The sequence below is a fragment of the Echinicola shivajiensis genome, from assembly GCF_018642165.1.
GTDB lineage: Bacteria > Bacteroidota > Bacteroidia > Cytophagales > Cyclobacteriaceae > Echinicola > Echinicola shivajiensis.
Genome location: NZ_JAHHZM010000006.1, coordinates 15,658 through 29,091 on the forward strand (window position 1 = coordinate 15,658; position 13,434 = coordinate 29,091).

A 13,434-nucleotide genomic window follows, 5' to 3' on the forward strand; every position below is an offset into this window, starting at 1 on the left:
TCTCCCAATCAAAAACTAAGCGATTATGAAAAGGATAAAACAACATATTATAATCATATTGACGATAACGTTGATGGCGGGATGTGAAGGATTCCTTGATAAAAACCCAACTGATCAGTTATCATCTAGCCTGTTTTGGAAATCCAAGGCAGATTTCGACAATGCCCTCACAGCAATTTATGGAACCATCCAAAACTCCATGTTTTCCTTTGGAGCACCTAATTTGGATGTATTGACTGATAATGGTTATGGACAGCATAATTATTGGAATTCTAGGGAAATTGTTCAAGGAAACATCAATCCGACTTCTGGCGGATATGTTGCTAATATTTATGGAACTAGCTATCAGGCAATAGCAAGAATTAATATTTTCTTGGATCAATTGTCCGATTATGTCGGTACGGATATTAGTAGTGAGCAAAGGAGTGTTTATGAAGGAGAAGCCAAATTTTTTAGGGCTTACTATTATTTTGAATTATACAAAGCTTATGGCGCTGTACCAATTGTGTTGGAACCCTTGAACATGGATAACCAGCATCAGGAGAAACAACCAGAGTCAGCTGTATTTAACCAAATAACTGCTGATCTGAATGAGGCCATAGGGAAGCTTAGCGCAGTTCCATTTAGTGATGGAGGAGGGCATGCCGTTAAATCTTCAGCAGAAGCTTTATTGTTGAGGATCTTGATGTATGACGCCTATGATGAAAATGGAAATGCAAAAGCAGACATTCTTCAATCTGCCAAGGGTATAGCTACTTCGTTAATGGGAGCAGGTTATGATTTGTCTGAGGAATATGTTGATGTATTCAAGGATGGTACGCAGGAAGGAAATGAGGAGATTATATTCTCGATTAAGTTTTTGGCACCTGATAATGCCACAGCAATGGACCAATGGTATGGTGATTGGTTTGTGATCAGCCCGCTTCAGAATTTTGTGGATGATTATGAATGCACTGATGGACTTCCATTCGGGGAATCACCTTTAACAGATGCAGATCAACTTTTTAATAATAGGGACAGTAGATTGGCTAAAACTGTATTCAAAGATTATGTGGATTGGGGAGGAGGAAATACGCATACACCATCTAATGGAGGTCCTACTACATTTGGTCTGAAGAAGTTTCTGACACCAAGTTTGATCCCATATGGTTATTCAACCCGAAGTCAACAAGATTGGGTGCTGTTAAGATATGCTGATGTATTGTTGATGTATGCCGAATTGGAAAACGAACTTTCTGGGCCAAGTACTGCTGTGTATGAAGCAGTGAACGAAGTGAGACTTAGATCTGATATGCCTGTCTTGCCAAGCGGACTATCTAAAGAAGAGATGCGCGAGCGTATCAGACACGAGAGGAGAATTGAATTGGCCTTTGAAGGTTTGAGGCTTTACGATTTGAAGCGATGGGGAATTGCTGAAGATGTCCTGAATAACGTTGAGGACGGAATCGTCGGTTACCATTATGAGGATAAATTTTTCCACTGGCCAATTCCACAGTCTGAAATTGACAAAAGCAATGGTATATTGGTACAGAATCCCGATTATCAATAAAAATCAGTAGATTAAATAGAAAAGCTTTGGGATTACTCAAGGCTTTTCTACTTTTAGGGCTTATGATCTATTTAAGCCCTAACATACTTCTCAATTTTAAAGAATATACATTTTAGCAGAATGAAAAAGCTTTTTAGAAAAGCCCTTCCATTTATGGGAGGTTTAGTATTATTAGGGCATAATTTATTGGCGCAGAAGACAGATCTCAGTCTTTATTTTAAAAAACCCGCAAGGAACCATTTGGAGACTTTGCCAATAGGCAATGGACAGCTTGGAGGAATGATTTTTGGCAATCCAAATCTGGACAGAATTATTCTCAATGAAAAGTCCCTTTGGTCAGGTGGTGTTCAGGATGCCGACAGGGAAAATGCCCATGAGTATCTAGATGACATACAGAAGTTATTGCTTGAGGGTAATAATAAGGCTGCCGAGGAATTATTGCAAAAGAACTTTGTCAGTAAGGGGCCTGGTTCAGGTCGTGGGAATGGGGCCAAGGTAAGCTATGGTAGTTACCAAACCCTTGGAGACCTGTGGATCACTTGGAAAGATACCCTAGCTGATTACTCTGGGTATTCAAGGATTCTTGACATAGAAAATGCCTTGGCCAGAACAGAATGGAGCAGGGAAGGTGTGAACTATATCCAAGAAGCATTTTCCAGTATTGAAGATGACGTGATTTTGGTTAAGCTGTCAGCCTCAAAGAAGAAAAAACTGAGTTTTAAAGTTGGATTGGACAGGAAGGAGAATGCTAGCATTAAAAGCGTAGGTAATGCCCAACTTTTAATGACAGGTCAACTTCCTAATGCAGATATGCCTGGGATGAAGTTCGCTTCTACGGTGAAAGTTATTGCTAATGGGGGAGAAGTCAATAGCACCGATGGACTAATAGATGTCGAAGGTGCCAATACCTGTTATTTGATAATTGCAGCGGCTACTGACTATAATATTGAAGACCCAAAAACAAGGAAAGGTAATCCTGTTGATGCGGTTAATAAGAAAGTTGCTGCATTTGAAATCAAAGGCGCCGAGAAACGTCATATTGAGGCATATCAGGAATATTTTAAAAGAAACATACTTAAACTGAATCATCACGATGATGAGGTCATGGGCTTAAGTACACCTGAAAGGCTACAAAGATATGCAGATGGTAAGGAAGATGCCCAGTTGCCAGTATTATACTTTAATTATGGCAAATACCTGTTGATTTCCTCTTCACAACCAGGCCAGTTGCCAGCCAATCTTCAAGGAATTTGGGCACCTGAGTATCAGGCACCATGGAATGGTGATTATCACTTGGATATTAATCTCCAGATGAATTATTGGATTGCGGAACAAGTTGGTTTGGGTGATTTGGCTGAACCGGTGCATCAGTTTACGGCTGATTTGGTAGAACATGGAGAAAAAACCGCAAAAGCATATTACGATGCTCCAGGATGGGTGGCCCATGTGATCAGTAACCCTTGGAGATATACTTCACCAGGAGAGGGGGCAAGTTGGGGAAGTACCATGACAGGTGGTGCTTGGCTGGCTGAACATGTTTGGGAACATTATAGATTTACCAGGGATACTGCTTTTTTGGAGGAATACTACCCTGTGCTGAAGGGGGCGGCTGAATTTTTATCATCTATTCTCATTGAAGAACCTGAAAACCAATATTTGGTAACTGCGCCATCCAACTCCCCTGAGAACGCCTATGTAAAGCCAAATGGTTACCGTGGTCATACGGTCATGGGCCCAACGATGGATATGCAGATAAGTAGAGAGGTTTTTGGTAGTACCATTAAAGCAGCTGAGGTTTTGGGTATAGATGAAGTGTTTGCAAGGGAATTGGCCGAAAAGCGTGATCGTCTGGCTCCTAACCAAATTGGGAAAGAAGGTGACTTAAATGAATGGTTACATGATTGGAAGGATGCAGATCCTCATCACCGCCATGTTTCACATTTGTATGGATTGCACCCTTATGATGAAATCACTCCTTGGGATACTCCAGAATTAGCTGATGCAGTAACCAAATCTTTGGAAATAAGAGGTGATGGAGGAACAGGTTGGAGCCGTGCATGGAAGATTAACTTCTGGGCGAGATTAGGTGATGGCGACCATGCCTTATTGCTTTTAAAGAAGCTATTACAACCGGTAGGAGGTGATGGCACGAAGATCGTCATGAGTAATGGTGGTACCTATGCCAACTTATTCTGCGCCCATCCGCCATTCCAAATTGATGGTAACTTTGGTGGTGCTGCTGGGATTGCAGAAATGCTTTTTCAAAGCCAAGGAAAAGATGAAACGATCAGGCTTATTCCTGCTCTACCTACTTCCAAGGCATGGCAAAAGGGAAGTGTAAAAGGAATGCATGCCCGAGGGGCTTTTGTGGTTAGCTTCTTATGGGAAAATGGAAAGGTGCTTAATGCGGAGATTCAATCATTGGCTGGTGCAGAATGTAGTGTATTGGTGCCAGCAGGAATGAAAGTTACCACAGCAAAAGGTAAGGAGCTTATCAAGAATGAAGGAAGTACTTCTAAGACAATGAGCTTTGATACCCAAAAAGGAGAAACCTATGTTTTGACTGGAATTTAAGTACAGAGAAAATTTGATATGATCAAACAAGGAAAAGCTTTTTACGGAATATTATTTATGTTGCTCCTATGCTCCCTCAATGGTGTTGCCCAAATTCAGGAGAGAGAAAGGCCTTCAGAATGGCAAAATCTTGTTGAAGGAGCTCGCTTTCTTGATCTTTTTGAACCTATCGAACCCGTGGGGGAATTGGTGAAAGATACTTGGGGAGAGGAAGGTGTTGTTCCGAGATACATCGATAATGGGATTGAAGATGGGGAATGGTCTTATTGGGGTGGAAACATCCTCAAGGAGAAAGACGGCAAGTATCATCTTTTTGTTTGTAGATGGAGAGAAGATGCTCCTAAGGGACATATGGAATGGCCAAATTCAATTGTAGTACACGCCGTTTCTGACAATTCTATAGGGCCTTTTAAGGTGATAGATACAATAGGCAAAGGGCATAACCCTGAAATGTATAAGACCAAAGATGGTAGGTATATCATTTATGTGATTGATGGATATTATGTCTCCAAAAACTTAAATGGACCATGGCTTTATGGTAAATATGAATTTGATCCCAGAGACAGACCAATTATAGAGGGACTTTCCAATTTGACATTTGCCCAACGTGAAGATGGATCCTATTTGATGGTATGTAGGGGAGGTGGAGTATGGTTCAGCAAAGATGGTATTTCTACTTTCAATCAAGTCAGCAATGAACGGGTTTATCCGCCCGTAGATGGCCGATTTGAGGATCCTGTAGTTTGGAAAGATCATGTTCAATATCACCTTATAGTCAATGATTGGTTGGGAAGAATCGCCTTCTATCTCAGGTCAAAGGATGGTATCCATTGGAAAACGGATCCAGGAGAGGCCTATATGCCAGGAATTACCCAGTATACCGATGGAACGAAGGAAGATTGGTTCAAATATGAAAGGATAAAAATTCTTCAGGATGAGTTGGGCAGGGCAGTTCAGGCCAACTTTGCCGTGATTGATTATTTGAAGCATGAGGACAAACCAAATGATGAACACAGTTCTAAGAACATAGGAATTCCCTTGATCGTGGGAAGGCAGTTGACGATACTTAATAAAAAAGAGATAACTGCCAAAACCCAAAGTATTGAGGTTTTGGTGAAGTCTGAGGAAGGATTTGATGCCCAAAAAGACATGGACCTTTCTTCCCTGCGCTTTGGAGCACCAGAGGAGGTGAATTTTGGTCGAGGCAGTAAATTGATCCATTCCAGACCATCCGGGGAAGACCTGGTTTTGGTTTTTGAGGCTAAAGGAAATGGCTTTAAGTCAGACAATTTTGCGGCTAAACTTATTGGTAAGGATCGCTCAGGCGCTTTGCTCTTTGGCTATGCTAGACTGCCATGGGTGGAGTATTTGGAAGCAGCCTTGTCGGCTAAATTGCCTGTACTTGAGGATAATAACCTGTCAGTCGAAGTTCAAAATTTTGGACAGATTGCTTCTGGAAAATCTAAACTAAAAGTACAATACCAAAAGGGAGATGATTTGATAGAAATCGGTAGGGAAAATATTCCAGCATTAAGTCCCTTTGAAAAAACTACTGTCCATATTCCAATAAAAAATGGCGAATTACCACAAGGACCGCTTGAGGTGGAGGTATTGATAAGCTCAAAAGGAAAAGTTTCAGATAGATTAAAGGGGGAAGTTAAAGACACTTCACCAGTAAAATAAGTATATGCGTATCCATGTTTTTGCACGTATCCTCTAATAAACGAAATATTCACCGAAATCTATTATTTGACCTTTGGAGCATTCGGTTTTGGAACGATTGAGGAGGGCGTTAAGAAAATGAGCTAGCTCGCGTCGTGGAACAGCGAGATCCGCTCATTTTTAGCCCCTAGCAAGAGTTCCAAAATCAAATTGAGATAATAGTACCTAATCGAAACCGTATTCGGCTCAATTTGAATATCTTGCCCGCCCGTGGCGGGAGGCTCCACGGTCTAGATTTTTTTCCTACTTTTTCATCGATGGAAAAAGTAGGAAAGTCTAAAAATAAGTTAAACCCTTTGTTTATTCGGCTACATGCAGCACAGCGGATACACATAAATTAAGTATTATTATGATGATAAATAAAACAATAAAAGCTTTCGGCTCTATATTTTTACTTATCCTGATTTTAAATTCGGGAATGCTTTTGGCCCAAACTGAAGAACAGAAGAAAGCCCCCAATATAGTTTTCTTCTTTGTAGACGATATGGGCTGGCAGGATACTTCTGTGCCTTTTTACACCGAAAAGACCACACTCAATAAGCAATATTATACCCCCAATATGGAAAAACTGGCCAGCGAGGGGGATAAGTTTACCCAAGCCTATGCCTCGGCAGTATGTTCCCCATCAAGGATCAGTTTAATGACTGGTATGAATGCCGCAAGACATAGGGTGACTTCCTGGACATTAAGGAAAGATAAATCCCCTGACCAGGATCATCCTATATTGCAATCCCCAAAATGGAACTTAAATGGTTTGAGTGATCAGGAAGGACAGGATTTGACTGTTTACCATAGTACACTTCCGCAGCTTTTGAGAGAGGCTGGTTATGAAACCATCCATGTGGGCAAAGCACACTTTGGGGCCGAGGGTACGCCGGGAGAGGATCCTAAAAACCTGGGCTTTGATGTCAATATAGCTGGACATGCCGCAGGAGGGCCTGGAAGTTATCATGGAAAGCATGATTTTAGTGCCGTCTGGAGATCAGGCAGTCCTATTTGGGATGTGCCGGGTTTGGAAAAGTACCATGGAAAAGAAATTTTCTTGACGGAAGCCCTGACCTTGGAGGCCAATAAGGCCATTGCCACTGCAGTGGATAAAGGGAAACCCTTTTATTTATACATGTCCCATTATGCGATTCATGCCCCTTGGGAAAAGGATGAGCGTTTTTATCAAAAGTATATAGATGCTGGCTTAGGAGAATTTCAAGCTACTTACGCTTCCATGATCGAGGGAATGGATAAATCCCTGGGCGATATCATCAGGCAGTTGGAAAAGTTAGGTGTGAAAGACAATACCATCATTGTATTTATGTCTGACAATGGTAGTCCTAAACAAACCCCTCAGAACCTGCCTTTGAGAGGGCATAAGATAACGCCTTATGAAGGAGGCATCAGGGTACCAATGATCGTAAAGTGGCCAGGTGTGAGCCAGCCGGGCAGGGTGATCGATGACTACCTGATCATTGAAGATATCTATCCTAGCTTTTTGGAAATGGCAGGTATTTCAAAAGGGATCGACAAAGAAGTGGATGGTCAAAGTTTTGTCCCGTTATTGAATGGAGAAAAAGCGGATGGAGAGAGAGCCCTGTTTTGGCATTACCCCAATACCTATGACCAGCCCCCATACAGTGTAGTAAGAAAGGGTGATTGGAAATTGATTTATCATCACGCAGATCAAAGGATGGAACTATTTAATATTACTAAGGATATCGGTGAAGAGAACAATCTAATAAATCAGAACCCTAAAATGGCTTCTGAATTGGCAGAATTGTTGACCAAGCATCTAAAGGAAACCAAGGCACAAATGCCGATTATAAAAGCCACAGGCATGCCTGTCCCGTATCCGCAAATGGCCTTGCAATAACCTTAGACTTTATCAGGCATTAAATATTCTTTAATGGATATAAAAACCACATTGTTTTTTGCAATGTGGTTTTCTTTTTAATGAAGAAGCATACTAATATAGTTTTTACAAGTCATATTCTGCGGATCATTATAGCTTCATAAGTGGCAAGAGACAGCGGCTTATTTTAGATTGATTTTTTTACTCAATAGCCTTTTTTAATAAAATAGGGTTTACATAATGATAATGTTTAATCGAGTGCGTATGAGATGCCAATGGTTATTTTTGTCAAATATTAAGTAGATGCAGTAATTCTTATTCATTAAGGAGTTTTTGTTGATCATATAATCATAGAAGAATATTTGCTGCACACCTTAACATGTTTAAATATCATAATTGATCATAATGAGATTATTGTTTTTGGATTTCAATCGTGTAGCCTTGACTTGCTTGTTGACTCTTTTTGCTTGTAATGTGGGTAATTTGAATGCCCAGCAAATCGAAATAGAACCTTATCTTCAAAATGCCTCTCCTAATTCGATAACTGTAATGTGGCAAACAGATAGTGGTGAGGAAAGTATTGTTGAGTGGGGGCTTACACCTAATTTAGGTAATAGTACTTCTGGGAATTCCATTGATATTAATTTTACAGATGCCCGGGTCCATGAAGTCTCCCTGACAGGTTTGGAACGATTAAGCGTCTATTATTATAGGGTGAGGACAGGAAAGGCTTTTTCTGATATTTATCAGTTTAAAACTCCCCCATTTGCAAAGGACAGGAAGTCTTTCAATTTGGTAGCCATGAGTGATATGCAGATAGACGGGAATGAACCTGATAAGTTTTATGAGGTAGTCAATGAAGGGATATTGGCCTATCTTGACAAAGAGTTTCAAGGTGAGGTTCCAGAAAATCTGGCTATGGTACTTATTCCAGGCGATTTAGTTCAAAATGGGGCAAACTATATCCAGTGGAGGGAACATTTCTTCCAACCAGCACAAAAGCTTTTTTCACAAGTGCCTGTTTATCCAGTCCTGGGAAACCATGAAAACCAATCGGTTTTTTATTTTAAGTATTTCAGTCTTCCTAAGAACGGTAGCCCAGAGTTTGCTGAGAACTGGTGGTACAAAGATTATGGAAATACCAGAATATTGGGCTTAAATTCCAATGTAGATGACGGGATTGGAGGTAGTAACTATCAACTGAGATGGTTGGATAAGATTTTGGAGGAAACGGCAGAAATGGAGGAAATAGACTTTGTTTTTGCACAAATGCACCATCCACATAAATCTGAACTCTGGATACCAGGGGAGGAGGAGTTTTCTGGAGAGGTAGTGAAAAAGCTAGAGGACTTTACAGAAAAAACAGGAAAGCCTAGCATACATTTTTTTGGACATACACATGGGTACTCCAGGGGTCAGTCAAAAGATCATAAGCACCTTTGGGTCAATGTTGCCTCGGCAGGGGGTGCATTGGATAATTGGGGAGAATTTGAGGGCAGGGATTATGATGAGTTTACTGTAACTCAAGATGAATATGGGTTTGTTATGGTAGAGGTGGATGCGAATCCTGCTGATCCAAAATTTACAGTTAAAAGGATGAGTCGTGGTAATCAATATCTGGCCAAGGACAATGATCTGACGGATTCTATTACTGTGTGGAAAATGGAAAGAAAACCACATGTCCCTAAAAATATATTTCCTGTAAATGAATTGGTCCCAGCGAGAGGTCTCGTGCTTCAGGCTGGTGAATTTAAGAGTGATCGAAAAGAAGCATTCCATGCCGCCTCAAATTGGCAAATCAGCACTGATCCAGAATTCTCCAATCTGATTTTTGATAGTTGGAAACAGCATGAGAATTGGTATTATAATGAAAACCAACAAAAAGATGATGACCTTACAGATGAAAAAGTGTTTAAACTATTGACTTCAGGGAAGAAGTATTATTGGAAGGTAAGGTATAGAGACCAACATCTTAATTGGAGTGATTGGTCAGCGATACAGTCTTTTGAAGTGGAGTGAAAAAGGGTTCCTCCAGCGAGGAAAACTTTTATAGGACTGACTACCTCAAGTTTGATCAACTTATAAGCAATTGGCTGATTTTTTCTATTGAAATTGGCTTGATGATGAAATTGTTAATCACATCATATTCCTTAGCTTTTTCATGATCTTTAGGGTCAATTGAGCTAGAGATAATATATATATTAGCCTTTTGTTTGGTTCTTATTTTTGTGAATTCATCCAAAAATTTCCATCCATTCCATATTGGCATATTGATGTCCAGTAAAATCACCTCAGGAAGAGTCCTGCCCTCATTGAGGGTTTCAGATAATTTTTCATAAGCCTCTTTTCCATTTTCGTAAAAAATAGTGTCCACGTCGAACCCGCCCAATTCGATTATTTTCTTCAAGCCGAAAGTATAGATAGGATCATCATCTATAATGCAAAGACTATTGATTTTCTTCATGTCATTATCCAAATGTATAGCTAACCAATAAATTAAGGGGAAAAGTTACATTACTAAGTAGATGATACTTTGCTATATTTCTTTTCATTATCTTTTGGGTGATGACTTTTTATTGGTTACACCACTAAACAAATATAGGAAATATTCATCAGCTGTTTTCATTGTGTTTTGAAATTTTATTCTTTAATTATTGTTTTTACACTACTATCATCTAAAAGTCAAGGTTTAGTGAAGAACAGGTCATATAGATAACCTAAACTTATAGATATTGTTCTTTCAGTGTCTTTCGAGTAATAGTCCAGTTTAAAATCCGAATTATTTAATTTTACAAAATGCAATTTCATATAGATTTGGAAATTGTATGGATTTGGAAATCATCACCCCACCTTTTGGTCTAAAATATGCATTGCTGGTGAAGCAATATCTTCCTGCAAAAATCAAAACCTAATGCAAGTTTTGTAATTGCTTATTATTCAGTGCTTAATTATTTAAAATAGTAGATTTCAATTTGAAATCCAAGTCTGTTTATTGAGTTTAGGAAATCGCCTATTGAAATTTTTCAAAATACACCTCAAAGGTAGTTCCTTTGCCCACTTCACTTTCTACTTCTATTTTACCTCCTAAGGCGTCCACTTGACTTTTGGTAATGAAAAGACCAATACCTCTTGATTCAGGGTGTCTATGGAAGGTCTTATACATCCCAAAAAGATCTTTTCTATTCCGCTCTAAATCAATTCCTAATCCATTGTCCTTAAAGGTTAGAACCACATAGTCTCCTTGTTCATGGCAATTAATTTCTAACTTGTCTTCTTTTCCATTTGAACGGTATTTAATACCATTGGTCAAGAAATTGAGGATGATACTGTCCAGATAAGCAGGAAGCCCTAGTATCTGGGGGCCCGGTTCTATTCTGTTGATGATTTTTACTTGGGCAGATTTTGCTAAAGCTGAAATGTTCTCTATTCCTTTATTAATGGAGTCATAGACCGAGATGCGTTTTAGGTTTTGCTTTACAGAAGTGTTTATTAAAGCTACCTCATTTAAATGGTAAATAGTCTCGGAAAGATTTTTTGAAGCTTGCTTTAAATGGGAAATTGTTGGGAACTCTTTTAATTCAGGTTTTTCATCCAATACAATATCTATCATGAAATCGATATTTCCTGAATGTGATTTTAGGTTATGCGAAACGATATGGGCAAAGTTTTGTAACCTGTTGTTTTGCTCTTGGGTTGTGTTTAATAGTGTCTGGATCTTTTGCTGGGCTTTCTTTAATTCCGTAATATCAATTATTTGGGAAATAAAATACATGGGGTGATTCTTGACATCTCTGACCAAGGACACTGCCAGAATGATATTAACGATATCGCCATTTTTGTGGAAGTATCGTTTTTCCATCTGATAGTTTTCTCTTTTGCCTGCCAATAATTCTTCACAAAAAGCCAAATCTGTTTCTAGGTCATCAGGGTGAGTGATTTCTGCAAATGTTAACTTAAGCAGCTCTTCTGAAGAATATCCTATTATTTTACATAACTTTTTATTTACCTTTAACCAATAACCTTCCAGACTGACAAGCCCCATTCCAATCCCCGAATTGGAAAAATTTCTGAGGAATGAAAGTTCACTGATCTTTAGCTTTTCTTCATTTACTTTTTGTTGGGTGATATCTTCTGCAGACATGATAAATCCTCCTACTTTACCATTATCACCTATCCAAGGACTTGCTTCCCATTTAAGCCATTGTACACTCCCTTCTTTGGTTAATTTATAAGCTTCTTCAGAGTGATTGTTCCCTCTGATGCAGTGTTCCTTGATTTCTTCTATTTTGTCTTTAGCTTCAGGAAAAGTGTCAAGGAGGGTGAGCTTATCCATTTTACCTTCCTCCACATGAAAGATTTGTAACCATTTTTGAGAAGCACCAATATACCGAAAGTCTAGGTTGACCATTGCAAGTGCAGAGGGTGCATGTTTAATAAAGAGACTTTGGTTTTCTGTTATTTGCTTACTGGTGGTAATGTCCCGGTGAGTCCCAAACATAAGCAGGGGTTTTCCGTCTGGTGTCCAGGAAAATACCTTTCCTTTGTCCATAATCCAGATCCAATGCCCATCTTTGTGCTTTACCCTACATTCACATTTATAAAAATCTGTTTTTCCTGAAAAGTATTGCTCCAGCTTTTTGCGTGATTTTATTAGATCATCAGGATGGATGAATTTTTCAAGTGTATTGATGGATAATGGTTGAAGTTCATTTAATGAATAGCCCAACATTTTGGCCCATCGTTCATTAAAAATAGTTTCTCCTGTTTGAATATTCCATTCCCAGGTGCCAATATTGGTGCCCTTGATGACATTATTAAGCTTTTCTCTTTCCTTGGTAAGTTTGAGGCTTTGAACTTTTTGTTTATCGATATCTTGAATAGTACCATAAAATTCCAAGACTTGACCTTCGTGGATTTGTGGAATGCCAATAATTTTGATCCAATGCCTGTTCCCGTTTAAACCAAGAATGGGTACTTCTAACTCGAAAGGGCTGTTGTTTTCTATCGCCTGCCGGCTACTGTTAATTATTAATTGTTTGTCATTATAGTTCTCCAATTTATTTAAACAGGCCTTTAGCGGAGGCTGACAATCATTTTTAATTTCTAGTATCTTCTTGGTTACTTTTCCTAGATCAAGATTTAATGTTTTGAGCTTAAGGCTCCAATACCCAATGGCAGCTGCTGTATTGCATTGTTCTAGTATTTCTTCCTTTTTTTTGAGTTCACTGAGGTCTGTATGAGCTCCCAGCATCCTAATGGCTTTGCCACTTTGATCCCTAAGGGCCATTCCTCGACATCTTATCCATACAGTGTGACCTTCCTTATGGCGGTATCTAACGATTTGATCATATGGATGATCTGGATTACTACAGTGTTTTTCGAAATTAACCCGGACATTTTTGAGATCCTCCTCAAAAATAATATTTTGCCATGCCGCAGATTTATGTGGCATGGAATCAGGGTCATAGCCTAAGGTCGACCAGAACTTATCATCCATCCATTCGTTTTCTGGGTTTTCTATGTCCCAATACCACACTCCATCCAATGAGGATTCTTTGATAAAATCAAATATTGAATCATCCTTTTGAAGCAAATCCTTAAGCTCTTTCTCTAAGTAGTTCATCGGGTAAAGCCCTTTCTCTTATTAAAAATTAAATGCGTTTGATATTCCTAATCAAGAGGTGTTCTCATGATTATTTAGGGAATTTCTGCAATTATCAATTTCATTTTTGATTAGCTAAGACGA

General features: G+C 39.2%; 7 protein-coding genes. 5 read left to right on the forward strand and 2 right to left on the reverse strand.

All coding sequences use genetic code 11. The features are described 5' to 3' along the window. The first annotated feature begins 25 nt into the window (after positions 1 to 25). The 5 genes from KMW37_RS11960 (at position 26) to KMW37_RS11980 (ending at position 9,707) form a co-directional block, all read left to right on the forward strand. Entirely contained in the window at positions 26 to 1,549 is a 1,524-nt protein-coding gene (locus tag KMW37_RS11960) for a RagB/SusD family nutrient uptake outer membrane protein (protein ID WP_215224870.1), read from the forward strand. 120 nt (positions 1,550 to 1,669) lie between these two features. Further along, a complete protein-coding gene (locus KMW37_RS11965) occupies positions 1,670 to 4,123 on the forward strand; it encodes a glycoside hydrolase family 95 protein (RefSeq protein ID WP_215224871.1) in 2,454 nt (817 codons plus the stop codon). A gap of 18 nt (positions 4,124 to 4,141) precedes the next feature. Then, entirely contained in the window at positions 4,142 to 5,806 is a 1,665-nt protein-coding gene (locus KMW37_RS11970; protein ID WP_215224872.1) for a glycoside hydrolase family protein, read from the forward strand. A 388-nt stretch (positions 5,807 to 6,194) separates the two neighbouring features. Beyond that, complete coding sequence (locus KMW37_RS11975; RefSeq protein WP_246581460.1) at positions 6,195 to 7,709, forward strand: sulfatase; 1,515 nt, start codon at positions 6,195 to 6,197, stop codon at positions 7,707 to 7,709. A gap of 384 nt (positions 7,710 to 8,093) precedes the next feature. Continuing rightward, complete coding sequence (locus tag KMW37_RS11980; protein ID WP_215224873.1) at positions 8,094 to 9,707, forward strand: fibronectin type III domain-containing protein; 1,614 nt, start codon at positions 8,094 to 8,096, stop codon at positions 9,705 to 9,707. A gap of 55 nt (positions 9,708 to 9,762) precedes the next feature. On the opposite strand, the gene KMW37_RS11985 is transcribed toward KMW37_RS11980, so the two are convergent. Next, positions 9,763 to 10,152 carry a response regulator gene (locus KMW37_RS11985; RefSeq protein WP_215224874.1) on the reverse strand — a complete coding sequence of 130 codons (390 nt, stop codon included), beginning with the start codon at positions 10,150 to 10,152 and terminating at the stop codon, positions 9,763 to 9,765. Positions 10,153 to 10,698: 546 nt separating this feature from the next. Next, positions 10,699 to 13,311, reverse strand: coding sequence for a PAS domain S-box protein (locus KMW37_RS11990; protein ID WP_215224875.1), 2,613 nt, complete (start codon positions 13,309 to 13,311; stop codon positions 10,699 to 10,701). Positions 13,312 to 13,434 lie beyond the last annotated feature (123 nt).